This window comes from Thermus caldilimi, assembly GCF_004684245.1.
Taxonomy (GTDB): Bacteria; Deinococcota; Deinococci; order Deinococcales; family Thermaceae; genus Thermus; species Thermus caldilimi.
Map to the genome: position 1 here is coordinate 1330048 of NZ_CP038452.1, position 26916 is coordinate 1356963.

25 protein-coding genes and 2 pseudogenes are annotated in these 26916 nt (G+C 64.3%); 12 read left to right on the top strand and 15 right to left on the bottom strand.

The genetic code is table 11. The annotated features are described in order from the left end of the window. The first annotated feature begins 77 nt into the window (after positions 1-77). From EBI04_RS06860 to EBI04_RS06895, 8 genes and pseudogenes are all read left to right on the top strand, one after another. Complete coding sequence (locus EBI04_RS06860; protein ID WP_135256834.1) at positions 78-1268, top strand: ABC transporter substrate-binding protein; 1191 nt, start codon at positions 78-80, stop codon at positions 1266-1268. A gap of 5 nt (positions 1269-1273) precedes the next feature. After that, on the top strand, positions 1274-2137 hold the full coding sequence (locus tag EBI04_RS06865) for a branched-chain amino acid ABC transporter permease (RefSeq protein WP_135256835.1): 864 nt from the start codon (positions 1274-1276) through the stop codon (positions 2135-2137). After that, positions 2134-3086, top strand: a pseudogene (locus EBI04_RS06870) (branched-chain amino acid ABC transporter permease). The gene EBI04_RS06865 and the pseudogene EBI04_RS06870 overlap by 4 nt, the downstream one beginning before the upstream one ends. Continuing rightward, positions 3067-4539 (top strand): ATP-binding cassette domain-containing protein, encoded by a 1473-nt coding sequence (locus EBI04_RS06875; RefSeq protein ID WP_135256836.1) that lies wholly within the window; start codon positions 3067-3069, stop codon positions 4537-4539. Before EBI04_RS06870 ends, EBI04_RS06875 begins: the two are co-directional and overlap by 20 nt. 12 nt (positions 4540-4551) lie before the next feature. After that, positions 4552-5889 (top strand): aromatic ring-hydroxylating dioxygenase subunit alpha, encoded by a 1338-nt coding sequence (locus EBI04_RS06880; protein ID WP_206202019.1) that lies wholly within the window; start codon positions 4552-4554, stop codon positions 5887-5889. 10 nt (positions 5890-5899) lie between these two features. Further along, a complete protein-coding gene (locus EBI04_RS06885; protein WP_135256838.1) occupies positions 5900-6412 on the top strand; it encodes an aromatic-ring-hydroxylating dioxygenase subunit beta in 513 nt (170 codons plus the stop codon). 8 nt (positions 6413-6420) lie between these two features. Next, entirely contained in the window at positions 6421-6672 is a 252-nt protein-coding gene (locus EBI04_RS06890; protein WP_135256839.1) for a dihydrodiol dehydrogenase, read from the top strand. Beyond that, positions 6665-7945: a 4-hydroxybenzoate 3-monooxygenase gene (locus EBI04_RS06895; protein ID WP_135256840.1), complete on the top strand. Its 1281-nt coding sequence runs from the start codon at positions 6665-6667 to the stop codon at positions 7943-7945. Before EBI04_RS06890 ends, EBI04_RS06895 begins: the two co-directional genes overlap by 8 nt. On the opposite strand, the gene EBI04_RS06900 is transcribed toward EBI04_RS06895, so the two are convergent. The 5 genes from EBI04_RS06900 to nth form a co-directional block, all read right to left on the bottom strand. Beyond that, positions 7847-8617, bottom strand: a complete 771-nt coding sequence (locus EBI04_RS06900; RefSeq protein WP_135256841.1) for an IS5 family transposase — start codon at positions 8615-8617, stop codon at positions 7847-7849. The two genes, EBI04_RS06895 and EBI04_RS06900, sit on opposite strands and share 99 nt — an antisense overlap. Positions 8618-8732: 115 nt before the next feature. After that, positions 8733-10280 (bottom strand): DEAD/DEAH box helicase, encoded by a 1548-nt coding sequence (locus tag EBI04_RS06905; RefSeq protein ID WP_167481910.1) that lies wholly within the window; start codon positions 10278-10280, stop codon positions 8733-8735. A gap of 75 nt (positions 10281-10355) precedes the next feature. Then, a complete protein-coding gene (locus EBI04_RS06910; RefSeq protein WP_135256843.1) occupies positions 10356-11570 on the bottom strand; it encodes a molybdopterin molybdotransferase MoeA in 1215 nt (404 codons plus the stop codon). Between the two features lie 29 nt (positions 11571-11599). After that, a complete protein-coding gene (locus EBI04_RS06915) occupies positions 11600-12754 on the bottom strand; it encodes an MFS transporter (RefSeq protein WP_135256844.1) in 1155 nt (384 codons plus the stop codon). Positions 12755-12789: 35 nt separating this feature from the next. Next, entirely contained in the window at positions 12790-13452 is a 663-nt protein-coding gene (gene nth, locus EBI04_RS06920) for an endonuclease III (protein WP_135256845.1), read from the bottom strand. A gap of 14 nt (positions 13453-13466) precedes the next feature. Between nth and EBI04_RS06925 the strand changes: the two genes are divergently transcribed. Beyond that, positions 13467-13832, top strand: coding sequence for an ASCH domain-containing protein (locus tag EBI04_RS06925; protein ID WP_135256846.1), 366 nt, complete (start codon positions 13467-13469; stop codon positions 13830-13832). Here EBI04_RS06925 and EBI04_RS06930 read toward each other — a convergent pair. Together EBI04_RS06930 and proS are read right to left on the bottom strand one after the other, a co-directional pair. Further along, a complete protein-coding gene (locus EBI04_RS06930; protein ID WP_135256847.1) occupies positions 13798-15534 on the bottom strand; it encodes a GNAT family N-acetyltransferase in 1737 nt (578 codons plus the stop codon). The genes EBI04_RS06925 and EBI04_RS06930 overlap by 35 nt on opposite strands. Positions 15535-15539: 5 nt before the next feature. After that, positions 15540-16973: a proline--tRNA ligase gene (proS, locus tag EBI04_RS06935; RefSeq protein WP_135256848.1), complete on the bottom strand. Its 1434-nt coding sequence runs from the start codon at positions 16971-16973 to the stop codon at positions 15540-15542. 67 nt (positions 16974-17040) lie between these two features. Between proS and EBI04_RS06940 the strand changes: the two genes are divergently transcribed. Then, complete coding sequence (locus tag EBI04_RS06940) at positions 17041-18555, top strand: S8 family serine peptidase (protein WP_135256849.1); 1515 nt, start codon at positions 17041-17043, stop codon at positions 18553-18555. Between the two features lie 65 nt (positions 18556-18620). After that, positions 18621-19841: a 2,3-bisphosphoglycerate-independent phosphoglycerate mutase gene (locus EBI04_RS06945; protein ID WP_135256850.1), complete on the top strand. Its 1221-nt coding sequence runs from the start codon at positions 18621-18623 to the stop codon at positions 19839-19841. A gap of 94 nt (positions 19842-19935) precedes the next feature. Here the strand turns inward: EBI04_RS06945 and nrnA are convergent, their stop codons facing one another. The 7 genes from nrnA to aroA all read right to left on the bottom strand — a co-directional run bounded on the left by nrnA (position 19936) and on the right by aroA (position 24933). Next, positions 19936-20913 (bottom strand): DHH family phosphoesterase, encoded by a 978-nt coding sequence (gene nrnA, locus EBI04_RS06950; RefSeq protein ID WP_135256851.1) that lies wholly within the window; start codon positions 20911-20913, stop codon positions 19936-19938. A 10-nt stretch (positions 20914-20923) separates the two neighbouring features. Beyond that, entirely contained in the window at positions 20924-21058 is a 135-nt protein-coding gene (locus EBI04_RS13805) for a PIN domain-containing protein (RefSeq protein ID WP_167481912.1), read from the bottom strand. Between the two features lie 102 nt (positions 21059-21160). Then, the gene (gene tmpR, locus EBI04_RS06955) at positions 21161-21865 is read right to left on the bottom strand and encodes a bifunctional dihydropteridine reductase/dihydrofolate reductase TmpR (RefSeq protein ID WP_135256852.1); all 705 of its coding nucleotides are present in this window, start codon (positions 21863-21865) and stop codon (positions 21161-21163) included. Then, the gene (locus tag EBI04_RS06960) at positions 21862-22281 is read right to left on the bottom strand and encodes an NUDIX domain-containing protein (RefSeq protein WP_135256853.1); all 420 of its coding nucleotides are present in this window, start codon (positions 22279-22281) and stop codon (positions 21862-21864) included. The genes tmpR and EBI04_RS06960 overlap by 4 nt, the downstream gene beginning before the upstream one ends. Beyond that, positions 22245-23018 (bottom strand): CDP-alcohol phosphatidyltransferase family protein, encoded by a 774-nt coding sequence (locus EBI04_RS06965; RefSeq protein ID WP_135256854.1) that lies wholly within the window; start codon positions 23016-23018, stop codon positions 22245-22247. Before EBI04_RS06965 ends, EBI04_RS06960 begins: the two co-directional genes overlap by 37 nt. A 2-nt stretch (positions 23019-23020) precedes the next feature. Continuing rightward, positions 23021-23659, bottom strand: a complete 639-nt coding sequence (cmk, locus tag EBI04_RS06970) for a (d)CMP kinase (RefSeq protein WP_135256855.1) — start codon at positions 23657-23659, stop codon at positions 23021-23023. Continuing rightward, entirely contained in the window at positions 23644-24933 is a 1290-nt protein-coding gene (gene aroA, locus EBI04_RS06975) for a 3-phosphoshikimate 1-carboxyvinyltransferase (protein ID WP_135256856.1), read from the bottom strand. Before aroA ends, cmk begins: the two co-directional genes overlap by 16 nt. Positions 24934-25001: 68 nt before the next feature. Here aroA and EBI04_RS06980 point away from each other — a divergent pair. Further along, positions 25002-25748, top strand: a pseudogene (locus tag EBI04_RS06980) (transcriptional regulator); the annotation flags it as partial. Here the strand turns inward: EBI04_RS06980 and EBI04_RS06985 are convergent. Further along, entirely contained in the window at positions 25715-26839 is a 1125-nt protein-coding gene (locus tag EBI04_RS06985) for a transposase (protein WP_444545748.1), read from the bottom strand. The pseudogene EBI04_RS06980 and the gene EBI04_RS06985 overlap by 34 nt on opposite strands. Positions 26840-26916: the final 77 nt, after the last annotated feature.

The window sequence follows — 26916 nt, forward strand, 5'->3', positions numbered from 1 at the left end:
GATTTAGTAAACACGATTGTTGACACTTTAAGCGAAGACCTGTTAGGGTAGAGGCTAAAGTCCCAAGGAGGATAAAAATGGGTAAGGTTAACCGCAGGAAGGTGGTCAAGGTAGGGCTCGGGCTTGCAGGGCTAGCAGTTTCCTCCCGATTCTCCTTTGGCTTCGCCCAACGAGAGGAAGCCATCCGCATCGGGGTGGTGCTCTCCTACTCTGGCCCCTATGCACGGCTTGGACAGGAGATCACCCGTGGCATGGAGCTTTTCTTGGAGAGGGTGGGCTACCAGGCCGGAGGGCGCCGGATCCAACTCCTAAAGGAGGACGAAGAGGCCGACCCTGCCGTGGCTGTGCGGAAGGTGCGCAAGCTGGTAGAGCAAGACCGGGTGCACCTTCTTGCGGGCATTATCCTCTCCTCTTCAGCCTACGGCATCCGGGACTACGTGCACGAGCGACAGATCCCCTTGGTGGTGGCTAACGCTGCCGCCAACGGCATCACCCGGGAACGCCGTAGCCCCTACATCTTCCGCACCTCCATCAGCGCCTGGCAGCAGCACTACCCCATGGGTCCCTGGGTGGCCAAAAACGTAGGCAAGAGGGTCTTCCTCCTGGCCCTGGACTATGCCTTTGGCAAGGAAGCCACCGCCGCCTTCAAGGAGGGCTTCCTGGCCTCAGGGGGTGAGCCGGTGGCAGAGGTGTACATACCCCTGGGAAGCACGGACTATAGCGCCGTAATCTCCCGCATCGCTGCCGCTCGGCCCGAGGCGGTGTTCGCTGTTCTTTCGGGCAGTGATGCCGTGATCTTTATGCGCCAGTTTGCCCAGTTCGGTCTGAACCGCACGGTGCAGCTGGCAGTGAGCGGGGAGGTCACGGATGAGAGCGTCCTCGAAGCTATCGGGGAAGCGGCCATCGGGGCCAAGAGCGGGGACCACTGGGTCTACACCCTCAACAACTCCGCCAACCGGGAATTCATCCGCACCTACCGGCAGAAGTACGGGGGTGTGCCCAACCACTTCGCCGTGCGAGGCTACGACGCCATGCAGTTCATCGTGGGGGCCCTAAACGACGTGCAGGGAGATGTGTCCAATAGAAGCCGCCTCCTCACCGCTTTTAAGAACGCCAAGATCATCAGTCCTCGAGGCTTCGTGCAGATTGACCCAGAAACCAACAACGCCACCCAGCACGTCTACGCACGGGAAACGGCCCGGATTGACGGTGTCCTCACCAACCGCCTCATCGCCGACCTGGGCGTGATCCGCGACCCTGGTAAGTAGTAACCATGGCCCTCCTCCTCCTAACCCAGCTTCTCAACAGCCTGGCCTTTGCCATGCTCCTTTTCCTCCTGGCCCTAGGCCTTTCCCTGATCTTCGGGGTAGCCCGAGTGGTGAACCTGGCCCACGGAGCCTTCTACATGCTGGGAGCCTACCTGGGATTGGTCCTGATTCAGGCCCTAGACAACTTCTGGCTGGCCCTTTTTCTGGTTCCCCTGGGGGTGGGGCTCCTCGGGATCATGGTGGAGCGCTTCCTCCTACGGGGGCTCCACGGGAGGGAACTGGAACAGGTGCTTCTCACCATTGGCCTGGGGTTCATGATCGCCGACCTCCTGCGTGGGGTCTTTGGAGCGGCCATCCGCTCGGTGCCCCCACCCCCGGAACTCTCGGGCCCCCTCTTCCTGGGAGCCTTCCTGTACCCCAAGTATCCCCTTTTCGTCCTGGGCCTGGGGGTAACCCTCTTCCTGGCCGTGCGCCTGGTACTGGCCAGGACACCCTTTGGCGTCCAAGTCCGGGCGGTAACGGCCGACCCAGGCATGGCCAGCGCCCTGGGCATCCCGCCAGCCCGGATCAGCCTCTTCACCTTCGGGGTGGGCACGGCCCTCGCGGGCCTTGGGGGCGTGGTGGGAGCCCCCCTCATCGCCTTAGCCCCTGGCCTAGACGCTCAAATGACCCTCTTCGCCCTAATCGTCGTGGTTATTGGGGGGCTCGGGCGGATAGAAGGGGCCTTCTGGGGGGCACTCCTGGTGGGACTAGTGGACGGGTTTGGTCGACTTTTCCTGCCCCAGGCGGCCATGTTCCTCATCTTCGCCTTCATGGCCCTGGTCCTAGCCCTAAAACCCGAGGGTCTCCTCGGACGGAGGGTCGCATGATGGCCTGGATACCACAAAAAGCCTTGAAGGGGTGGCGGCGGGGGCTTCCTTTGCTGATGCGTGGAGGGCTTTGGCTCCTTTTCCTGGTGCCCCTTTTGGTCCAGGGCTACACGCTTTACCTGGCCACTGAGGCCGCCTTTTTTGGCCTGGCAGCGGTAGCCCTGAGTTTTCTCTTGGGTCACGGGGGTATCCCCTCCCTGGGTCAGGCGGCCTTCCTGGGGCTTGGGGCCTATGCGGTGGGGCTCAGCCTAAACGCTGGGCTTCCCTTAGCCCTAGGGCTCCTGGTGGCTGCGGCGGTGGCCGCCCTGTACGCCCTTTTGACTGGCCTACTCCTCTTTCGCACCCATGGGATCTTTGTCCTCATGCTCACCCTGGCCTTCGGCCAGATGGTCTACTCCGTGGCCCACAAGTGGAACGCGGTCACCGGTGGGGACGACGGACTGAGCCTTCAGGGGGTTGGTCTGGCTCCGGCGGCCTTGCACCTCGGGGCTTTGGGCCTTCTGGCCCTTGTCGTGGCAGGGCTTCGCTTACTTCTGCAAAGTCCCTACGGGAAGACCCTGGAGGCCATCCGCCAGAATGAGGAGAAAGTGCGTTCCCTGGGGGTGCCCGCCTTCTACTATAAGCTCTGGGCCTATGTGCTGGCCGGGGCCCTCACCGGGCTGGCAGGGGCCGGGGTGGTCCTGCACCGCACCTTCGTGAGCCCCCATGACCTCTTCTGGCTTACCTCTGCCACCCTGATGGTCATGGTGCTCCTGGGGGGAGCCGGGGGCTTTATGGGGCGGCCTTCGGGGCTTTACTTTACACCTTTGTCCAGGCCTGGGTCAGTTCCTTCACAGAACTATGGGGCCTTCTCGTGGGTGGTCTGCTCATCCTCACTGTCCTCTTCGCCCGCGAAGGCCTGTGGCCGTTTCTGGAACGCAAGCTGGGAGGTGAGCGTGGAAGCGCTTAAGGTGGAGAAGGTCAGCAAGGCCTTCGGGGGCATCCTGGCCCTGACGGGGATACACCTCTCCGTGAAACAAGGCGAACGACGGGCGGTGATCGGTCCTAACGGAGCGGGAAAGAGTACTCTTTTCAAGATCATTTCTGGGGAGCTAAGGCCCGACCAAGGACGGGTCTTCCTGGGGAACCGAGAGGTGACCGGACTGCCCCAAGAACGGGTGGCCCGTCTGGGCCTGGGCCGCACCTTTCAGCGCTCCAGCGTTCTGCCCGAGCTGGCGGTCTGGGAGAATGTGGCCCTGGCCCGGCAGGCTGCCACAGGGCAGAGCCGAGTCTTCCATCAACCCCTAGCTGCCGGCGCTCGCGTGGAAGAGGTGCTGGAGCAGGTAGGCCTTTCGGCTCGAGCAGGGGATCCAGCAGGGTCTTTGTCCCACGGGGAAAAGCGCCAGCTGGAGATCGCTATGGCCTTGGTACAGGACCCCCAGGTCCTCCTCCTAGACGAACCCCTGGCAGGGCTTTCTGGTGCTGAACGGGAGCGCATAGGGCGGTTGATCCTGGAGTTAGACCCGAGGATGACGGTCCTCTTGGTGGAGCACGACCTGGAGTATGCCCTTCGCTTCGCCGACCGGGTGACCGTGCTTCACTATGGCCAGGTGGTGGCCGAGGGGGAACCGGAAGCTGTGCGGGAAAACCCCGAAGTTCAGGCAATTTATGTGGGAGGTGGGAGGACCCTCGAGGCCACCCGAGGAGGCCACTCTAGGGAGGAAGCCTGGGAAACGGTGCTTGAGGTGGAAGGCCTGACGTCGGGCTACGGGGGGATGCAGGTGCTCAACGGCATCCATCTCCGGGTACGGCGAGGGGAGGTGGTGACCCTCCTAGGCCGCAACGGTATGGGCAAGACCACCCTCCTTTCCACCCTAATGGGCCTTGTACCACTCCAAGGCGGAGAGGTCCACTTGGCTGGGATCCCCCTCAGCCACCTTCCCGCCCACCGCCGGGCGGAGCTGGGCCTGGCCCTAGTGCCCCAGGGACGGCGCATGTTCGACGGACTAAGCGTGGAAGAAGAGCTTCGCCTAGCCGCCTGGGGCAACCGAGGTTCCTGGACAGTAGAGCGGATTCTCGATGTCTTCCCCCGCCTTGCCGAGCGGCGCAAAAGCCCTTCCAAGGCCCTCTCCGGAGGGGAACAGCAAATGGTGGCCATCGCCCGCGCCCTATTGCGCAACCCCAGCTTGGTCCTCATGGACGAGCCTACCGAAGGGTTATCCCCCCTCATGGTGCGGCAGGTGGCCGAGGTGGTGCGCACCCTGAAGCAGGAGGGAGAGACAGTACTCCTAGCGGAGCAAAACGTCCAGATGGCCCTTTCGGTGGCCGACCGGGTCTACATCCTGGAGCACGGGAAGATCGTCTGGGAGGGAAACCCCTGGGAAGCCAGCGAGGCAGTACTTCACCGGTATTTGGGCGTGTAGGAGGTGGTGGTAATGGGGAGTGGAAAAACCCCGAAGGGCATGGTAAGTGCACCCAGACTCCTTCAAGAACTGGCCGAGGGTCTTGAGAAGGGGCTGGTTCCCGCAGGGATCCTCAACGACCCTGAGGTTTTTGAATTGGAAAAGGAGCGGATTTTTTCGCGTTCCTGGGTGTACCTGGCCCATGCCTCGGAGGTGGCAAGCCCTGGGGACTACGTTCTCCGCTACATCCTTAACAACGCCTTCATCGTGGTGCGGGGAGAGGACGGACAGGTGCGGGCCTTCCTGGACATGTGCCGCCACCGGGGGATGCGGGTCTGCCGGGCGGAAGCTGGCAATGCCAGCCACTTCCGTTGTCCTTTCCATGGCTGGACCTACCGCAACGACGGAACCCTGGTGGGGGTGCCGGCAGAGCGGGAGGCCTTTGGCGAGGGGTTCAACAAGGTGGACTGGGGCCTTGTGCCCATCCCAAAGCTGGCGGAGTTGGATGGCCTCATCTTCGGCAACCTGGACCGCGAGGCTCCTTCCCTCGAGGCCTGGCTGGGGGAGGCCCTCTGGTACCTGGAGCTGGTGAGCAAGCGGAGCCCGGAGGGTCTGGAGGTTCTCGGTCCACCCCAGCGCTTTGTGGTGAACACCGACTGGAAGTTGGCCTTGGAAACCTTCATCAGCGACAGCTACCACACCCTCATGACCCACCGCTCCATGATTGAGCTAGGCATCGCCCCTCGGGACGCCAAATACGCCATGTACGGGGAGCAAATTCACATTCCCGGCAAAGGGCATGGGGCCATGGTGGTGGGCAGTCCCCCCGGGGCCAAGCTCCCCCCTTTCTGGGGCTACCCCGAGGAGATGATGGAGCGGGCAAAGGCCTCTTATCCCACCCAAGAGCAGTGGGAGGTGGCGCGGGAGACCCGCATCTTCCTCCTCACCCTCTTCCCCAACTTTTCCCTCCACAACCCCATCCGCAAGCCTGACCACCTTTACCCCACCCCCATCCCCATGCTGACCTTTAGGGTCTGGCATCCCTTGGGCCCGGGGCGTATTGAGATTTTCTCCTGGGGCATGGTGGAAAAGGATGCTCCAGAATGGTTTAAGGAAAAGGCACGCCACTCCTATCTGCGCTTCTTCGGCTCCTCAGGCACCTTTGAGCAGGACGACACCGAAATCTGGTCCCATGTAGCCCAAAACGCCGGAAGTTCCCTGGGCCGTAGGCTCCACTTCAACTACCAGATGGGGCGGAACGTGGCCCCCGACCCCAACTGGCCCGGGCCCGGGGTCGCCTACCCCATCAACTTTACAGACGAAAACCTGCGCAACTTCTATCGGCGCTATCTGGAGATGATGCTGGGCTGAGGAGGGAAGCATGGACCCCACCCGGGAAATACTGGAATTCCTTTATCGAGAGGCTGAGCTCCTGGATGAGGGCCGCTACCGGGAATGGCTTTCCCTCACCACCGAGGACATCCTCTACCAGGTTCCCGTGCGCCTCACCCGGGAACGCCCGCCTGAAGGGGGCTATGGGGGGGTGAGCGAGCGGATGTTCCACCTGGACGAGGACCGCACCTCCTTGGAAATGCGGGTATCCCGGCTGGAGACCGGCTTTGCCTGGGCAGAGGATCCCCCTTCCCGCCTCCGCCACTTCGTCACCAACGTACGGGTAGGAGAACCCAGGTCCACGGAGCGGGGAGAAGAGGTGGAGGTGCGCTCCAACCTGCTGGTCTTCCGCAGCCGCTGGGATCGGCCTGAGTACACGCTGCTTTCCGCTGAGCGGCGGGATCTTCTTCGCCGGGAAAAGGGCACCTGGAAGCTAGCCCGAAGGGTGGTGATCCTAGACCAAAGCACCCTGCCCACCCACAACCTAAGCTTTTTCCTCTAGGGGGCATCATGATCACCCTCACTAACGAGTTCACCACCGTGACCATAGAAAAGGTCCGCACCGGCAACGGGGAACGCCTTCGCATAACTGCCCCCAGGCTGGGGTACAGCATTGACCTGGACCCTTTGGAGCTCGAGGCCCTCACCTGGCAAACGGTAGAGACCTTCTCCCGCCTCCTCCACACCCCCTATGGCCCGGAGGAGGAGGTGGAGGTGCGCCCCTTTTCGGACTTGGTCCTTTTCGGAGGGCAGAATGCGTAAAGTGCAGGTAGCCATCATTGGAGCAGGGCCTGCGGGCCTCCTCCTGGCCCACCTCCTGCGCCAAGCTCAGGTGGAGGCGGTGGTCCTGGAGGCCCGAAGCCGCACGTACTTAGAAACGAGCCCACACCGTATCCGGGCAGGCGTGCTGGAATGGGGCACCAAGGAGATCGCCATCCGGGCGGGGGTGGGGGGGCGGATGCTCCAAGAGGGGCTGGAACACCGGGGCATCTATCTGGCCTTCCACGGGGAGGCTCTCCATTTGGACTTTCCCGCCCTTACGGGGAAGAGCATCTGGGTGTACGGCCAGCAATACCTAGTGCAGGACATGATCCGCCACCACCTTGAAGCTGGAGGGGAGATCCTCTTTGAGCACGAGGTGGTGGGTTTAGAAGGTCTAGAGAAAGCTCCCATACTCCGCTACCGCACCCCCGATGGGGGTGAAGAGCGGCTGGCTGCAGAGTTCGCCGTGGGGGCGGATGGATCTCATAGCCTGGCCCGGCAACACCTTCCTGGGACTAGGGTGCACCAAAAAACCTACCCCTTCGCCTGGCTGGGCATCCTGGCGGAGACCCAACCCGCTGCCAAGGAGCTGATCTACGCCAGCCACCCCCGGGGCTTCGCCCTCTTCAGCATGCGCTCCCCCACCCTTTCGCGGAATTACCTGCAAGTGAGCCCAGGAGAGAAGCTAGAAGCGTGGCCTGAAGAGCGCATCTGGGAAGAGCTAAACTGCCGACTGGAAGGGGTAGCAGAGGTAAGGCCAGGAGCCCTCTTGGAAAAGAGCTTGACCCCCATGCGCTCCCTAGTGGTAGAGCCCCTGCAGTACGGGCGCTTCTTCCTTGTGGGGGACGCCGCCCACGTGGTTCCCCCCACAGGGGCGAAGGGAATGAACCTGGCCTTCTGCGATGTGGCCGTACTCTACCGGGCCTTCATGGCCTACTACCGTGAGGGAGACCAAAACCTGCTCAACCGCTACACCCAGGAGGCCCTCCGTCACGTGTGGCAGGCGGAGCTTTTTTCCTACTGGATGACCACCCTCCTTCACACCCTAGAAGACCCTTTTGAGGAGGCCCTCCGACAGGCCAAGCTATCCCACCTTCGGGAAAGCCCCCACCTCCAGCGCTTCTTAGCGGAAAACTATGTAGGCCTCTATACGAGCGGGCGGTATGCAGACGTCCTAGAGCATGTTAATGACTTTGCCCAGCAAGTCCACGAACCTCTTCAGGAGGAGCATGGCAAAAGCCAAGAAGTGCAACCCCGCCACCGTCTCCGGTAACCGCTCATAGTCCCGCACCAACCGCCGAAACCGCGTCAGCCAAGCAAACGACCTCTCCACCACCCACCGCCGCGGCAACAGCACAAGACCCCGCCTCGCCGCCTCCGCCGCCCTCTCCCCCGTGTACCCCTGGTCCACAAAGGCCACCTCCACCCGCTCCCCCGTGGCCTCCTGCACCTCCCGCGCCAGCCGCCCCACCTCCTCCCGGTCCCCCACGTCCGCCGGGGTCACCACCAGGGCCAGCAAGTGCCCCAGGGTATCCACCGCCATGTGCACCTTGCTCCCCCGCCGCCGCTTCGCCCCGTCGTACCCCGCCCGGTGCCCGCTCTCCGGTGTGGCCGGCAAGGTGCGGCTGTCCAGAACCACCGCTGAGGGGTCGGGCTCCCTCCCCTCCAGGGTGCGGAGCAGGGCCCGCAGGTCGTGGACCAGGGCCTGGAACACCCCCGCCTTGAGCCACCTCTGGGTCTTTGCGTAGACCACCTCCCAGGGGGGGAAGTCGTGGGGGAGCATGCGCCAGGGGGCCCCGGTGCGGACGATCCACCGGAGGGCGTTGAACACCTCGCGCAGGGGGTACTCCCTTTGGGGGGCGTCCTCCCGCATGAGGGTGAGGTAGGGGGCCACCAGGCTCCATTCCTCGTCCGTCACGTCGGAGGGGTAGGCTTTCCTCTTCATCGCTATCGCAGTCTATAGTCATTAACACGCTCTAGGCCGGGGGTTCGAATCCCTCCGGGCGCACCAAGAAAGGCCCGCTTCCCCTGGGGAAGCGGGCCTGATGCATGCCCGGCGTCTAGGCTCGGCCCGTGCGGCGGCCCCGGGCGGTGCCTGCGTAGGCCTCAGGCAACGCCTCCACCCGCCTGGCCCGCTCCAACTTCACACCCTGGACCTCGGAAAGCCTGGGCAGGTCCTGGGGGCGGAGGTCCACGTAGAAACCCTCCTCTCCCTGAGCAATCTTGCCCACCTCGAGGCCCCCTTCCTTCAAGAGGGCCACCAGCCGGGGCAGGGTGAGCCTGGGCCCCGTGGCCTTGAAGGTAAGCCAGCCCTCCTCGCCGGTGAGAAGGCTTTTCTCCTTGGGTGCCCCGCCCAGGAGAAGCGCCATGAGGGCCGCCACCACCTCCACCCGCCCCTCGGCGAACAGGCGGCTGGCAAAATCCTGGTACAGCTTGTAGTCCCTCTCGGGTACCCGGGCCAGGCGGGCCAGGAGATGGTGCCACTTGGCCTCGAGGACCTCCTCGGGGGTGGGGGGATTCACCCGCTTAAAGGCGCGGCCCACGGCCCTTTCCAGCTCAGAAAGCTCCCGCCTTTCCCTGGGGCCGTAGAGGATCACCACCTCACCCCCCCGCCCGGCCCTGCCTGTGCGCCCCGAACGGTGCTGATAGGTTTCCGGTTTATCGGGGAAGCGGTAGTGCACCACCAAGTCCACCTCCGGGATGTCTAGGCCCCGGGCGGCCACATCCGTGGCCACCAAAACCCTTACTTCCCCTTCCCGAAAGGCCCTCATGACCCTTTCCCGGTCCGTCTGGGAAAGATCCCCGTGGATGGCCCGCGCCGGGTGCCCGAGGCGAAGAAGCCCCGTGGCCACCTCCTCGGTTTCCGCCTTGGTACGGGTGAAGACGATGGCCCGCTTAGGGGCCTTGACAAAAAGGATATCGGAGAGGAGGGAAAGGCGGTCCCCAGGGGCGGGAATGGCCTCCTCCTGGTAGGTGACGCCCTCCTCCCGCACTACGTTGATGACCACCGGGCTTTTCATGTACCGCTCCGCCAGCTTCTTGGCCCAGGAGGGCAGGGTGGCGGAGAAAAGAAGGGTCTGGCGCTCCTTGGGGGTGGCGGAGAGGAGGGCCTCCACCTCCTCCTCAAAGCCCATGGAAAGCATCTCGTCCGCCTCGTCCAAGACGGCGATCCGAACCTGAGAAAGGTCCAAGACCCCTTGCCGCAAGTAGTCCAGGGCCCGCCCCGGGGTGGCCACCACCACATCGGCCCCCCGGGCCAGCTCCTCCTTCTGCTTGCCGTAACCCGTGCCCCCGTACACCGTGACCACCTTGAGGTGGGGGGCTACCGCCTGCAACTCCCCGGAAACCTGAAGGGCCAGCTCCCGGGTGGGGGTCAACACCAAAGCCCTGGGGGGGCGGCCCCGCTCCTTGGAGGCCTCCAGGGCCTGGGCGATGGGCAGGGCAAAGGCCAGGGTCTTACCGGTGCCCGTGCGGGCCTGGCCGATGAGGTCCTTGCCCTCGAGGGCCAGGGGCAAGGCCGCCGCCTGGATGGGGGTGGGGGCGGTGATACCCCGGCGCAAAAGGGCTTCCTTAATCTCGTCCTTCAGGGGAAAGTCTTTGAACTCCATGCTCTCTCGCTTCCCGGGCCCCACCCGCGCCCGAAAAGGAGGGGCAAAGCCCGTAAACCTTTCAAGTTTAGTGAACTAAAGCACGAATGTCAAGGGGATGACCTCCACCCTTTCCCCTTCCCTGGCATCCTGGTCGGGAGGGAGGACCACCAGGGCGTTGCCCAGGGCCATGGAGCGCAAAACCCCGCTGGACTGGCTCCCGGTGGTGCGCACCACCAGCTCCCCCTCAAAGGAAAGCACCCCGCGGCGGAAGACCTTTTTGCCCTGAGCGCCCTTAAAGGGGGTAAGGACCCTGGCCTCGAGGGAGCGGTAAGGGGGGTCGGTGCGGCGCTGGAGCCGGAAGAGGAAGGGTCTGCCATAGAGGAAAAAGGTAACCATGCTGGAAACCGGGTTTCCCGGAAGCCCAAGGATGGGAAGCCCACCCAAACGGGCCAGGAGCAAGGGCCCCCCAGGCTGCTGCTTCACCTTCCAGAAGACCACTTCCCCCGCCGTCTCCAAAACCTTACGCACCACATCGTACTCCCCCATGGATACCCCCCCAGAGGTGAGGAGGAGGTCCAGGGGCCCTGCCGCCTCCAGCTTCTCCAACACGGTTTCCGGCCTGTCCTCCACCTTGCCCAAAAGGACGGGCTCGCCCCCCGCCTCCTTCACCAATCCCAGAAGGCTGTAGGCGTTGGAGTTGTAGACCCCGCCAAAGGGCAAGGGCTCCCCTGGCTCCACCACCTCATCCCCCGTGGAGAGGATGCCCACCCGGGGGCGCCGGAAGACCTTAAGGCGCGGGTAGCCCATGGCCGCCGCCAGGCCCAGCCTTCCCGGGGTAAGGAGGTCTCCCCGGCGCAGGTACACCTCCCCCTTCCGTAGGTCATCCCCCTGGGGCCGGATGTCCTTGGGGCTCGCCGGGGCAAAGAGGAGCACGTAATCCCCTTCCCGCCGGGTGTCCTCCACCCGGATAACGGCATCTGCTCCATCAGGGATAGGAGCCCCGGTGTAGACAGCCACCGCCTCCCCCTTCCCCACCCGTCCAGCAAAGGGCCTTCCCGCCGGCGACTCCCCGATGACCCTAAGGCGCACCGGGTTCTCCCGGCTCGCCCCCAGGGTGTCCTCCTCTCGGCAGGCGTAGCCATCTATGGCGGTGTCGTCCTGGTCGGGGTGGTTCACCAAGGAAACCAGGTCTTCCGCCAGGACGCGACCATAGGCCTCCTTCAGGGGCACCTCCTCCAGGGGAAGCTCCCCCCTGGCCTCCGCCAAGACCAGCTCCAACGCTTCCTCCACGCTGATGCCCGTGCGCATAGGCCCAGTCTAGGGCAAAGGCTAAGGCCTCAGGAAGAAGATTCCCGGTAGGCGGCCCGCAAGCGGCCAAAGGTCCAGGGCCAAAGGGCAATCCCCACGGCGTAAAGGCCCAGGGTAAGGGCAAAGAGGTAGTTGAAGGCGACCAGGCCCCAGGCCTCCTGCACCACGCCGGACAGGGCACTTGCTAAAGCAAAGAGAAGGCTCCAGAGGGCGGACTCCATCAGGAAGAAGCCCGGGCGCTCCTCTTCCTCCAGGTAGTCCATCACCAAGGCGGCGTACACAGGCCCGGCGGCGTTCATAAGGGCTCCCCGGATGAGGAGGGCCACGGTAACCAAGGGTAGCCAAGGCACCCAGGCCAGGATGGCCATAAAGGGTAAGGACAAGGCCTGCACGAACACGATGGCCCCCAGTTTCCCCATCCGGCGCACCAGAAGGGGCTGGAGCAACATGGCCACCCCAGTAGCCAAGGCGGAAAGGGCGAAGACCAGGCCCGTGGTTCCGTAGCTGAGGCCAAACTTTTCCCGAAGGTACAGGTTCAAGAAGGGGATGACCAGCCCGGCCCCAAACCCGATCACCGCCTGGGGCAAAAAAAGGCGCAGCCAGATCCCAAACCGCCCCCTCAGCCTGGGGGGTGTTCCCTGCCCTTCGGGAAGCCCAACCAGAAAGGGAAGCGTCAGGAGGAAAAAGGGAAGGGCGAAGAGGATCACCCACCTGGCCCCCACCCATTCGGAAAGGGCACCGGCCAAAAGGGTAGAGAAAAACCCCGAGACAGTGGTCAAGGCCGCCTGCAGGCTGAAAAGGGAAACCCGCCTCTCGGCAGGAACCAATCGGGCCATGAGCGGGGCCCCCGCCCCCTGCACCAAGGCTCCCGCCAGCCCATACCCTGCTAACGAGGGGAACACCAGCAGACCAAGCCCCAAAAGAAGCCCGCTTCCCACCGCCAGGGCCAAAGCCAGAAAAAAGCTTTTCCGGTAACCCAAGCGAGGGATGAGGTAGGCCAGGGGCAGGGCAGAGACCACCCCTACCAGAAGCAATAGGGCCTGGGCAAGCCCTATGGCCTGGCGGTCGTAGCCCAGGCCCTCGAGGTGAAAGTTCAGGAAAAAGTAGATGAGGTTAGCCCCGAAGGACCAGAGGAAGCTGGCCGCGAGGAAGCGATAAGCTGGTGAACTGAGTATATATTTCATAAAACTCTTTTTAAAAAAGCCAGAATCCAGAGCTCTTACCCCTGCCGGCTTGGGCAGTAAGGCGCCAGGGAACAAACCCCGCACCGGGGCTTACGGGCCAGGCACACGTACCTCCCGTGAAGGACCAGGGCGTGGTGGACGAACACCCACTCCTCCTTGGGGAAAAGGGCCTCCAGCTCGGCCCCGACCCTTTCGGGGGCCTTGGCCAGGGAAAGGCAAAGCCTCCGCGCCAGACGGGCCACATGGGTGTCCACGGCGATGCCCGGCACGCCGAAGGCCGCTCCCAGGACCACGGTGGCCGTCTTCCAACCCACCCCGGGCAACTTCATCAGAGCCCTTTTATCCCTTGGCACCTCCCCCCCATGCTCCTCCACCAGCCTCCGGGCCAGGGCCACCAGGTTTTTGGCCTTGGTGCGGTAAAGACCGATGCGCCTGATATAAGGCTCCACCTCCTCGGGCGTCGCCTCGGCCAGGGCCTGAGGGTCGGGGAAGCGGGCAAAGAGGGCCGGGGTGGCCTCGTTTACGCTTTTGTCCGTGGCCTGGGCGGAAAGCACCGTGGCCACCAAAAGCTGGAAGGGGTTACTGTGCTTGAGTTCCGTTTTAGCCCCCGGATACGCCGCCTTCAGGGCCTTTAGGATGGCCCAGGCCCGCGCTTTCTTCTCCCTTTGCCCTTCCTTAGGGCAACCCACGGAGTTCACTCTACAATGAGGGCGTGGAAAAGCCCAAGCTGGGCCTCATCGTGCGGGAGCCCTATGCCAGCCTCATTGTGGACGGAAGGAAGACCTGGGAGATCCGCAAACGCCAGACCCGACACCGGGGTCCCTTGGGGATCGTCACCGGGGGGTATCTCATCGGCCAGGCGGACCTCCTGAACGTACAAGGGCCCTTCACCGTGGAGGAGCTTCTGGCCCACCCGGAAAAGCACCTGGCGGAGGAGGCCTTCCTCAGGGCCTATGCCGGGGAACAGCCCCTTTACGCCTGGGTTTTGCACAACGCCTTCCGCTACGAAAAACCCCTCTTGGTACCCAAAAAGCCCGGTAGGGTCATGTTCGTGGATCTTTCCGAGGTATGGCCATAAGCCCCCCGTACCCCACGAAGACCAAAAGGTCGGGATCCAAGGAAGCGATCACCTCCTGGCGGTGGGTGGCCACCACCAGGGTGATCCCCGCCTGGCGCACCAGCTTCCCAAGGCCCAGGGCCACCCGCCTGGCGGTGGGCACGTCCAGGTGAGCGGCGAACTCGTCGATCAGGAGGAGGTCGGGGCGTTGGGCCAGGAGGAGGGCCAAGCGGTAACGCTCCCGCTGGCCCGTGGAAAGCTCCTTCGGCCTCGCCCGGTAGAGCACGGCGTCGGAAAGCCCCACCCGGTTTAACACCTCGATGGCCGCTCCCACATCCTGAAGCTGGCGGTAAAGCCGCTCCAAGAGGGGCTCCTGGCCCAGGTCCACCTCCCGCTCCCCGGGGATATAGGCCACCCGCCTACCCTCGGGCACCTGCACCTCTCCCCCATCCGGGGGCTCCCCCAGGAGGAGGCGAAGGAGGGTGGTCTTCCCCGCCCCGCTGGCCCCGGCCAGGGCCACCACGCTGCCCGAAGGAACCTCGAGGTTCACCTCCTTAAGAATCGCCCGCTCCAGCACCCGGGCCTTGACCCCGAAGGCCGAAAGGGTCTCCTGCACCTCGGGGGAGAGATGGGAAAGGTCCAGGTGGCTCCGATAGCCTTTACGAACCCCCACCAGCCGTATGGACCCCGGAAGCCCCCGCACCCTGCCGAAACGGGAAATAAAAAGCCTTCCCCCATGGGCCCTGGCGTAAGGGTCTTTCTTCAAAAACCGTTCCAGGTAGCGCTCCGCCTCCTCGGTAAGGGGATAGGCCAGCACGGGCCTTCCCGAGGCGGTGTCGAAGAGGTAACGAAAGCCCACCTTCTCAAAAAAGGGGTGATAGCGGGCCATCTGGGCCACGGTGTACACCAGGTGTTTCTCCCGCCTTCCCTCGGGCACAGCCCGCTCCTTCGCCCACGCCAAAGCCAGCTCCACCAAAAGAGCCCCCAGGCCCTCCGAGCGGTAGTCGGGGTGCACCACCACCCGGGCGATGCGGCTGGCGGCGGTGTGCACCCGGTCCAAAGCGCTTTCCCAGTCCTTCCCGCCCCCAAAGGTAGGGTGGAACCAGTCCTTGGGAAAGATGCGCTCCCGGATGTTCCGCTCCACGCCCCCAGGAATCCGACGGTGCATCCGGGGAATGGGGGGGTCCAAACGCCCATAGCCCAGGATCCTGGGCTCAAAGGGTAGGCGCTCCACCAGCTCCAGGATGAGAAAGCGGCTGGCCGGGGTAGAGCCCCTGATCTCCCTTAGGCGGGCCTCCCCCCCGCATTCGCAAAGGGGCTTGGTGTTGGCGAAGAGGGTCTTGCCACAGCGGGGGCAGACCCAGACGGCCACCACCTCTTTCTCCGAGGCATAGTGGTATTGCTCCAGCTCGGCGATGGCCTCGAAATCGGCCTCATACATGGCCTCCCGTGCGCGGAGGCGGTAGCGGTACACCTCACCCCCCAAGGGGCTTTCCCTCACGTGGTCCAGCTCGCGGGAAAAAAGGGGCCAGATGGAAAAACGCCCCTGGAGGGCGTACTCGTCGAAGCCCAGGACAGGCTTCTTGAACTCGGTGACCAGGCGGACCCGGTCCCCGGGGCGGAGCCATTTGGCGGCGTCCCCGGTCATGCGTAAGGTAAGGCCCCCCTCGAGGAAAACCTCCCCAAACCAGCGCCAGTAAACCCTCCGCCCCAGGACCCTCATGGGCGCTAATAGGCCTTGGCGAAGAACACCCGCTTGCCGTAGGCGCTCTTCCGCCCACAGCGCACGCACACCCCTTCTTCCGCCTCCCCCTCAAAGGGCACGCAACGGGTGGTGGCAGTGGTTTCCTCCTGGATGGCCTTCTCGCAGGCCCGGTCCCCGCAATGGAAGGCCAGGGCAAAACCCTCCTGCACCGCCTCCTTGAACTCCTCGTAGGTGTCCACCTTACGGGTGTGGGCCTCCCGGAAATCCAGGGCCCGTTGGTAAAGGGCCTGGTGAAAGGCATCCAGCTTCTCGGACAGCGCGGTGGGGAGGGCTTCTAGAGCCAGGCGCTCCTTCCCCCCTAGGCGGCTGGCCAGCACGGCCTCGCCCGCCTCGAGGTCTTTGGGTCCAAGCTCGATGCGGAAGGGCACCCCCTTAAGCTCCCACTCGTGGAACTTGTACCCGGGGGTGTGCTGGTCCCGGTCGTCCAGGTGCACGCGAAGCCCCGCCTGCAGAAGGCGCCGCTTCAGGTCAAAGGCCGCCTCCAGGACCTTCTCCCGGCTTTCCTCCCGGTAGATGGGCACGATCACCACCTGGATGGGGGCCAAGCGGGGAGGGAGGATGAGGCCCTGGTCGTCCCCATGGGTCATGATGATGGCCCCGATGAACCGCCAGGAGAGGCCCCAACTGGTGGTGTGCACGTACTTCACCTGGAGGTCCTTGTCCTGGAACTTGATGTCAAAGGCCCGGGCGAAGTTCTCCCCCAGGTAGTGGCTGGTGCCCGACTGCAGGGCCTTGCCATCCCGCATCAAGGCCTCGATGGTGGTGGTGTAGACGGCCCCGGCGAACTTCTCCTTCTCCGTCTTCATGCCCTCCACCACGGGAATGGCCGCGTACTCCCGGGCCAGCTTGGCGTATATGCCAAGCATCCTGCGCACCTCCTCCTCCGCCTCCTCCTGGGTGGCGTGGGCGGTGTGCCCCTCCTGCCACAAGAACTCGCTGGTGCGCAGGAAGGGCCGGGTGCGAAGCTCCCAGCGCACCACGTTGCCCCACTGGTTCAAAAGCTGGGGCAGGTCCCTATAGCTTTTGATCCACTTGGACCACATGTACCCGATCACCGTTTCTGAGGTGGGGCGCACCGCCAAAGGCTCCTCCAGCTCCTCGCCCCCGGCGTGGGTAACCACGGCCAGCTCGGGAGAAAAGCCCTCCACGTGCTCGGCCTCCTTCTTTAGGAAGCCCATGGGGATGAAGAGGGGGAAGTAGGCGTTTTGGTGGCCGGTTTCCTTGAACATGCCGTCCAGGGTCTTTTGGATGTTCTCCCAGAGGGCGTAGCCATAGGGCCGCACCACGATGGTACCCCGCACCGGCCCGTAGTCGGCGAGCTCCGCCTTCTGGATGACCTCGAGGTACCATTCACTGAAATCCTGGCTTTGCGGGATTAGGCCCTTCTCCTTCGCCATACCTGCCTATCATACCGGGGCGGGCTTCGTTGCGGTATAATTAGGTCGCTTCAATCGGAGGTGAGTTATGCGCAAAGTTGGGTATGCGTTTTTAGCCAGTTTGGCCCTAGGACTATTCGCCTGCCAGCAGCAAGCCCCAAGCGGAACCACCAGCCTTTCCGTGCAAAGCGCCTCGCCTCAGGGGCGCTACCTGGTGGTCTTTAGGTCGGAAACCCTTCCCCCCAACGCCCAGGCCTTGGCCCAAAGCGCCGGGGCCCGGGTGGTCAAGACCCTGGAGCCCATCGGTGCCCTCACGGTGGTGGCGGACCGGGCGGCTGTAAGCCGCCTGGCCCGGAACCCCCAGGTGCTGGCGGTGGGCCCCGAACGGTACTACTCCCTGCCCAAGACGGAGCGCATCCTCTATCAGGAGGAAACCTATGGCGCGCCCTCGGCAGCCGACAACCTCTACAAGTACCAGTGGGACATCCGGCGGATCGGCGCCCCGAAGGCTTGGGAGAGGGTACCCCTCGAGGTCCAAGGCCGGGCCACGGTGGCGGTGCTGGACACCGGGGTCATGGACAACCACCCCGACCTGGTAGGCCAGATCGTGGATTTCCAGGCCACCAACTACTGCTACGAAACCGCAGGCCCCAACAACACCCCCAGCTACCCCAAGTACACCCTCTGGATCGACTTTGATAACCTTGATCTAAGTAACTTGTGCACCCCTGCCCCTAGCGTCCTCTATGAAGCCCACGGCACCCATGTGTCCGGCACCGTGGCCGCCGCCTTTGGAGGCGGCCGGGTGGTGGGGGTGGCCCCCGGGCTCAGGCTTGCCGCCTACAAGGTCTTTGACCGCATCCACTTCACCGAAGGCGGCGAGGAGTACGACGACGTGGGCGCCTTTGACGGCCCCATCTTTGAGGCCATCATCGACGCCGCCAAAAAGGGTTACGACGTTATCAACATGAGCCTGGGCGGCACCCTGGACACCCGCAACAAGGACGACGTGGCCGCCATGGTGGCCTGGGACCGGGTGATGAAGTACGCCAACCGCATGGGCACCCTGATCGTGGCCTCGGCGGGTAACAGCGCCCAGAATGCCAATGGCTATGTCGTTCACATTCCCTCTGACCTGCCCACGGTGATCTCCGTTTCCGCCACGGGCACCGCCACACCCCTTTGGCAGTACCCCTACCCCACCAACGAAACCCTGAATGCCCTGCCGGGTCAGGACGTCCTAGCCTTCTACTCCAACTACGGGGCAGCCGTGGACCTTTCCGCCCCTGGGGGGGACTGTGGCCTAGACGAGAATGGCCAAAGCTGGTGCTTCCGGCCTTCCAACCAGCGCCCCCCTGGCTGGCGCTACCACCTGATCCTTTCCACCATCATCATCAACGAAAACCTCCCTGCCTACGCCTGGTACGCGGGCACCTCCATGGCCAGCCCCCATGTGGCCGCCGTGGCGGGGTTGGTGAAGGCCCTTCACAAGGACTGGACCCCGGGTGAGGTGCGGGCCCATTTGAAGGCCACCGCCGAGGACATCGGTAGCCGGCAGCTCTTCGGCCAGGGTCTGGTGGACGCGGACCAGGCCACCCGCTAAGCCCTAGCAGACCTAGGGAAACCCCTGGTCTCCCCGGGGGTTTCCCATGGCCATAAAATGGCGGCATGGATCTCTTTGCCGTCTTCAAAGAGCTTCAGCAAAAAAGCGGTACCAAGATCCTCTTGGTAGTCCTAGACGGCGTAGGGGGGCTTCCCCTCGAGCCTGGGGGGGCCACGGAGCTGGAAGCTGCCAGAACCCCGAACCTAGACCGCTTGGCGGAGGAAAGCGCCTTAGGCCTTCTCACCCCCGTTTACCCCGGCCTTACCCCGGGCTCTGGCCCCGGGCACCTGGCCCTTTTCGGCTATGACCCCTTCCGCTACCTGGTGGGGCGGGGGGCTTTGAGCGCCCTAGGCCTCGGCGTGGACTTCCGGGATGGGGATGTGGCCTTAAGGGGAAACTTCGCCACCTTAGGCCCAGATGGACAGGTTCTGGACCGCCGGGCAGGCCGCCCCAGCACCGAGGAGAACCAACGGGTGGTGGCCAAGCTCCAGGAGGCTATCCCCCGCATTGAGGATGTAACGGTCTACTTCTACACGGAAAGCGAACACCGCTTCCTGGTGGTCCTCCGGGGGGAGGGCCTGGGGGATGGCATCACGGACACCGACCCTCAGAAAACCGGCCTTCCTCCCCTCGAGGCTCAGGCCCTGGACGAAGCCTCCAGAAAAACCGCCCGGGTGGTGAATCTCCTTTCGGCACGTATCCGGGAGGTGCTCAGGAATGAGTCCAAAATCAACGGGGCGCTTTTCCGAGGCGCCTCAAGAAGGCCTTCCTTTCCCAGCATGGCGGAGGTCTACGGGGTAAAGGCGGCCGCCATCGCTAGCTACCCCATGTACAAGGGTCTGGCTAGCCTGGTGGGCATGGAAGTCCTGCCCGTGGAAGGGGAAGGGGACGCCCACGAGGGAAAGCTTAAAGCCTTAAGGGAAAACTGGGAACGGTACGACTTCTTCTACCTCCACTTCAAGAAAACCGACGCCAAGGGGGAGGACGGGGACTTCCTTGGTAAGGTGGCGGAAATCGAGCGCTTTGACGCCCTTCTTCCGGAAATCCTTGCCCTAAAGCCGGATGTCCTGGCCATCACCGGGGACCACTCCACCCCTGCCCTTCTAAGGGCCCACTCGTGGCACCCTGTGCCCGTGCTCCTCAAGGCCCCTTACCTGCGAAGGGATGCTGCCCAGCATTTCACGGAAGGCGAGGCTGCCAAGGGAAGCCTGGGCCACCTGAAGGGGATGGAGCTCATGCCCCTCCTCCTCGCCCATGCGGGAAAACTTCTCAAGTACGGGGCTTAGATCTCGGTAAACGACGTGGACGGAAAGAAGCGGGCCCTTCACGCCCAAGTGGGCTGTGTAGAGGCCCCCTTCCTCGCCTGGCGCCCCCCAGGCCCTAAAGGTACCCTGCCCGCCGAAGCTCTTCCGCCACCGCCTCGAGGACCCGCTCGTAGGCCCGGTCCAGGTCCACGTCCTTGAGGGTAGCCCCGGCGGCGGGCACGTGCCCCCCACCCCCAAGCCTCACGGCGATATTCTGGGCGGAAACCCCGCCCCGGGAGCGGATGGACACCTTTACCCCCTCCTCCCGCTTGCGCAGGAAAACGGAAACCACGCTCCCCTCCACGTAGCGGATGAGGCCCACGAAGTCGTCGGAGTCCTCCTCTTCCCGCTTGGCATCCTCGGGAAGGTGGGCGGTGACGAGAAGCCCCCCAAAGTGGAAGGCCACGGTGGAAAGCACCTGGCCCATGAGGCGGAAGTAGGAGGGGGGACGGAACTGAAGCCTATCCGTAAGCTCGGCCAGCTTCACCCCGTAGCCCACCAGCTCTGCCGCAACCTTAAGCACCTCGGGGCTGGTGTTGGCGAAGCGGAAGTTGCCGGTGTCGGTGAGGATGCCGGTGAGCACCGGGGTAGCGATCTCCGCCGTCCACGCCACCCCCAGGAGATCAATGAGATCCTTCACCATCTGGGCGGTGGCCGCCTTGGAGGGATCCACCACGGCGATGTGGCCGAAACGGGGGTTGGTGCCGTGGTGGTCGATGTTGATGACAAAGCCCTCCACCGGCACCCCCACCACCCGCGAAGGCTCGGCGCTGTCCAAGGCCACCAGGGTGGCCCCCACGGGAAGCCGCTCCACGGGGTCCGAGTACTCCTCCTCCTTGGGCAAAAAGCGCAAGAAGCGGGGGGGCTCGGCCACCCAGCGGGCGTCCTTGCCCAGGGCCCTTAGGGCCCGGTACAGGCCTAGGGAGCTTCCGATGGCGTCTCCATCGGGGTCCACGTGGGTGGCGATGTAGATGGGGCCCTCCACCGCCTTCAAGACCTCGGCCACTAGGCGCATCTTCTCCCAATACCTAGGGTCGGGAGCGTTCCCGTCCATAGGTTATAACCTACCACGCAAAGGGGTTTCTCACCTCTAGCCCTCCATAGGCCCCAGGGTGTAGGTCCTCGCTCCATACCCCTTGGGCATTTAGGGCCCGGCGCACCAGCTCTGGGGGAAGCCTTAAGGTTAGGTTCCGGCTCATGCCCTCAGGTTAGCGCAACATGATGTGCGTGTGGGTAGGCTAGACCCAAAGAAAAGGTTCTTCCCGGGCCCCCACCCTGGCTTTTGCCAGGGTGGGGTAGCGCTAGAGGTTCCACCCCCCCGCCACCTCGAGGACCTGGCCGGTCACGTAGGGCTCCCGCACAAAAAAGAGCACCGCCCGGGCGATCTCCTCGAGCAGGGCCAGACGGGCCATGGGGATTTCCTGAAGAGGTTGGGACACGGAGTTTTCCGCCACGCCCGGGGCCACCACGTTGGCGGTGATCCCCACCTGGGCAAAGCGCTTGGCGATGGCCTTGGTGTAGAGGATCACCCCGGTCTTGGCGATGGCGTAGGGGGTGATGTGGGGCCGGGCCAGAAGGTTCCCTGCCCCGGCGTAGCCCAGGTTCACGATGCGCCCATACCCCTGGGCCACCATGAGGGGAAGGATCTTCTGGGTGAGGAGGAAGGTGCTGGTAAGGTTGGAGTCCAGGATCCACCGCCACTCCTCCAGGGAAACCTCCTCTATGGGCTTATAGAGGTAATCCCCCACGTTGTTCACCAAAATGCCGATCCCTCCCAGGTGGTAGCGCACCTCCTCCACCAGGGTCAAGACCTCCTCCTCCCGGGTGAGGTCGGCCCGCACCTTGAGGGCCTTAACTCCCAGGGCCTCCGCCTCGAGGCGGGTGGCCTCCGCTAGGCCCTCCGATGTGCGGTAGTGCACCACCACGTGGAAACCCTCCTTGGCCAAGGCCAGGAGGATAGCCCGGCCAATGCCCTTGGCGCTTCCCGTGACCAAAGCGACCCTCATCCCTCCCCCTTTACCACCAGGTAGGTTTCCAGCAAAACCCGGGTGAAGCTATTTAGCGGAAAGGAAAAGCCCTCTTCCGGTCTTACCCACACCCATTCCAAAATCTCCTCGCCCGGCCGCACCTCCCCTTCCCCTCGGGCAAAGTAGTTGAAGAGGAGCATGTGGGTGGGCTTGTAAAACTCCGGGCTGAAGATGGCCTCCTGCACCAGGGCAAAGCGCACCTCCCTAAGGTCAAGGCCCACCTCCTCCCGAAACTCCCGCCTCAAGGCCTCCTCGAGGCTTTCCCCCCACTCCACCTTTCCCCCGGGCACCCCCCATAGCCCCCGCCACTTCGGGGTGCGCACCAGAAGCACCCGGCCCCCTTGTTCCACCAGGGCCCCTACCGTGGGAACGGGATGGCGCGGAGGATTCTCCATAGATACCAAAGGACAAGATACAGGGCCTGAAGGAGCACGAAGGTGAGGTAGGCCTCAGGCCTTTGCCAAAGCAAAAAGACCCCCAGGAAGAAAAGCTGGGTGGTGAGGCCCAGGTTCACCACTCCCGCCAAAGCCCATTCGTCCCAAAAGCGCGCGGGAACAAGGCGAAAACGCCGGAGCACAAAGCCCTCCAAGGCCCTAATGCCCCAGTCCTGGGGGAGGAAGAGGAAGCGGTACACCCCCCGTAGGAAGACGAGAAGCGGGGTGGGGGGATCCCGTTTCTCAATGGGCAGGGGAAGACCCCGGGCCTCCCGGTAAAGCCTCTCCAGGTTGAAGTCATAGGACTGGACCAGGGTGAAAACCCAAAAGGCTGCAAAGGCCAGCTCCCAGGCTCCGGTGCGCGCCCCCAGGGCCAGGAAGAGGAAGAGGTTCCCCAAAAGGTCCAGCTCCGTGTCCAGGTACCGCCCGAGCTCCGTGACCTCCCCCCTGAGGCGCGCCAGCTGGCCATCGGCGTTGTCCAAAACGGTTTTTAGTTGGAGAAGAACGGCCGCGGGTACATCCTGAGCCAGATGGATCAACCTGGCGGTGAGCAGGACCAAGAGCGTGTGGAAGAGGACCAGGTGGTGAGGCCTAACGGGAGTGCGGTACAGCAGGAGGACCACCAGGTGGGCCAAGGGGCGGAAGACCAGGACGTTAAGGAACTCCTGTACCGGCCTTTCCTTGGCTCCCGGCACCATGGTCAGTCCTGGATGTGGGAGAGCACCCGGGCCACCACCTGCTCGAGGGTCATCCCGCTGGTATCGATCACGATGGCCTCGGGAGCAGGGGCGCTTTGGACCCGGTCCAGTTCATCCCGCCTTATCAGTTCCTTCAGCACCTCCTGGTAATCCTGTGGCCGCTCCAGGGTGCGCCGCCTGGCCCGCACCTCCGGCGTGGCCGTGAGGTAGAACTTGTGGGGCGCCTCGGGGAAGACCGCCGTCCCCATATCCCGCCCCTCGGCCACGAAGGGAGGAGGCGCTTCTCTAAGCCTCTCGTTCACCCAGGCCCGCACCCCAGGATGGCGGGCCACCTGGGAAACCACACGATCCACCTCCGGGGTATGGAGGTAGGGGGTCAGGTCCTCCAAGGTGGAAGCTCCCTCAGCCACCACCCGGTTGCCTTGAACCTCGGGGAGCAAACGCACCCGGTAAGTTTCCAAGAGAGCCAGGATACCCGGCTCATCCCCAGGGTCCACCCCCACCCTCCGGGCCAGGTAGGCGGCGGCGCGGTAGAGGAGGCCGCTACTCAGGTAGGGCACCCCCAAGGCCTCCGCCACCTTCTTGGCCACGGAGCTTTTTCCCGAGGCGGAAGGCCCGTCAATGGTCACGATGCCCCGCATAGCCGCTTCAGATCCTGAAAAAACCCAGGGTAGGAGATCTCCGCCCAATGGGGCTCCCAAACCCTAACCCCCACGGGAAGCGCCGCCACGGCAAAGGCCATGGCGATGCGGTGGTCGTGGAAGGGTTCCACCTCCCCTGGTTTCACCCCACCGCCTTGGATCCTAAGCCAGTCCGGCCCCTCCTCCACCCCCACCCCCAAAGTCCTAAGGTTATGGGCGATGGCGGCCACGCGATCCGATTCCTTCACCCTCAGTTCGGAAAGACCTGGAATATAGGTTTCCCCTTCCGCCCAGGCGGCGGCGGCGGCCAGGATGGGCACCTCGTCCACCATGAGGGGGATGAGGGCGGGGTCCAGGGAAACCCCCTTCAGGGGGCTATGCCGAGCCCGTATCCAGCCCACGGGTTCCCCCGCCTCCCCTTCCAGCACCCGCCACTCCAGATCCGCCCCCATGGCCTTCAGCACCTCCAGAAGGCCGGTGCGGGTGGGGTTCAAGCCCACGCCCTCCACGGTGACCTCTGAACCCGGGACGATAAGGGCCGCCACCAGGAAAAAGGCCGCCGAGGAAAAATCCCCGGGCACGGTGAGGTCCTTGGCAGGGAAGGGCTCGGCCCTTCGGGTGCGGATATGCGGACCCTCGGCTTCCAGGGGAAGCCCGAAATGGCGGAAGAGCCTTTCCGTGTGGTCCCGGGTGGGAACAGGCTCCACCACCTCCGTGACGCCCTCGGCAAAAAGCCCGGCCAGGAGCAGGGCGCTCTTTACCTGGGCGCTGGGCACGGGAAGGGTGTAGGAAACTCCCTTTAAGCCCCTGCCCCGCACCGCCAGGGGAGCCTTTTTCCCTCCTTCCCTTCCGTCTATAGAGGCCCCCATGGCCCGGAGAGGCTCCGCCACCCGGCCCATGGGACGGCGGCGCAGGGAAGCATCCCCCGTTAGAACCGCAAAAAGACCCTCCTGCCCCGCAAGGATACCCAGGATCAGGCGCATCAGGGTCCCGGCGTTGCCGCAGTCCAGCACATCCTCGGGCTCCCTCAAGCGTAGCCCCTGCCCCCGCACCCGGAAGTGGGGGCCCTCCTCGAAGACCTCCGCCCCCAAGGCCCGCAGGACCCGGGCAGTGGAAAGGGTGTCCCCAGCCTTGAGGGGATAGAAAAGCCTACCCTCCCCCTGGCTTAAGGCCAGAAGCATGAGCCCCCGGTGGGTGACAGACTTGTCCCCGGGAACGCGCAGGACCCCCCGCAAGGGGCCACAGGGGCCTAGGTCCAGGTAAGACCGGTCCATGCCCCCCAGTCTCGGGGGATTGGGGGGCTTTGGTCAAGGGTGACTCCCGCTTACAATAGGATCCAAGCATGGCCTTGGCCTGGCAAAGCCCGGTTTACCTGGAACGGGAAAGGCTTCTGGAACGGCTACCCGAAGAACCAGGCTTCGCCGTTCACCTCGAGGCCCCCGCCGGCTTCGGAAAAAGCGTCCTAGCAGGGCAGCTTGCCGCCCAACTGGGCCTTCGCACCCTCTGGGCCAGCAGCCTTCTGGGCGAGCCCCGAAGTCTTCTGGCCAAAGCCTTGGGCCTGCCCCAGGAGGTGCCCTGGGGGGCGGTGGTGGAGGCCCTTCGGGCTGAACCCACCCTGGTCGTCCTGGAGGACCTGACGGGAACGGAGGACCTCTCCCCCCTCCTCCGCACCCTGCCCTGCCTCCTGGTGCTGGCCAGCCGGAAACCCCTCCCCTACCCCGAGCTCCCCAAGCTCCTCTCCGAGGGAAGGCTCGTGCACCTGAAGGCGGTGGACCTGGCCTTCACCCTGGAGGAAGCCAGGCTCCTCTTCGCCGGCAAGGAGGGGTATGAGGAAGCCCACCGGGCCACCGGGGGCTGGCCCCTTCCCCTTTTCCTCTCCGCCCTCACGGGAAGCCCCCCCGAGCCCATGGCCCTGGTCCAGGGCCTGAAGGAGAGCCTATCCCCGGAGGAATTCCAAGAAGGCCTCCTGCTGGCCGCTTTGCCCCACCTGCCCCTTGCCCTCGCCCGGCCGGAAACGGAAAGCCTCTTCCAAAAAGGGCTTCTAAGGCGCTTATCTCAAAACTTGCACCTCCCGAATACCCTGCATGAACACCCCCTTCCCCCCGCAGGCGGGGGCCAAAGACCCAAAGCTCCCAGCTCGGCCATGAGGACCCGCAAGACCACCTCCGGCAGCAGCAGGCGCGCCGCTGCCCACCCAGCCTCCCGCCAAGAAAGACCTCTCCCGTCTGGAGCTAGCCTCACCCAGTGGGCCAGCAGGTAAGCCAGGAAGGACAGCACCAGAAACCGATGCACCCCCAAGGCCGTCCGCTGCCCAAAACGCCCCAGGGAAAACTCGCTCTTTACCGTGCGGAAGAAGTGCTCAATGGTAAACCGCCGCCGCCCCCACACCAGCACAGTCCGTGGCCCCGCAGGAAAGGTGGCCACCACGTACCGCCACTCCCACCCTCCCCCGGGTAAGGGATAGCGGTACCAGCTCACCCACACGGGAAAGGGAAGTCCCCGCAGATGCACCCGACTCCCCTGCCGTCTGAGCCCAAAGAGGGGAAGCCCCTCCCGCGCTCTCCGGTCCCGCCGCATCCCCACCACCGCTTCCAGACCCAACCCCCGCACCCCCACAAGAAACCGGGCGGTGCCGAAGGCAGCATCGGCCACCACCCGAAGGTGGAAGGACTTGCGCATCCAGGGGGGCAGGGAGGCCAGAAGACGCAGGGCAAGGAGGGAAAGGGCCTTCTCCCCCTTCCCCCGCCACACCCGGTAGGCCCAGGGGATGCGCAGCTCTCCCAGCACCAGATAGAGCACCACCAGGTGGAGCCCCCACTTGCCGTGGAAAAAGGAGAGGGGCAAGGCGGGGAAGAGGCCCCGCTTCTCCAGGGTGACCAGGTCCAGGACCACCAGGAGCCTGGGCTTGGGCCCCCGCCTGGGCCTGGCCCGGTGGAGGGTTTCCTGGGCCTTCTTGCGAGCCAGGCGGATGAGGGCGCGGGTGGGCCAGGGATAGCGGTTGAGGAAGCGGGAGAGGGCGGAAGGGGACTTGGTCTTGCTGTGCTGGGGCCTGGCCTTGCCGTGGCCGGTGAGAAGGAGGAGAAGAAGCGCTTTGAGGGATTCGCGGAGGTGGGGGGTTGGCAGGAGGGCCAGGAGGGTCCAGAGTAGAGAATGGGCCGTTTGGGTCATGGCACCCTTCATCCGAAGGGAACCCGGCGGCCCTTTTCAAGTGGTCCCCTGGCGCATGGGTATGCGGGGGGTGGATAAGTGCAAGTTTT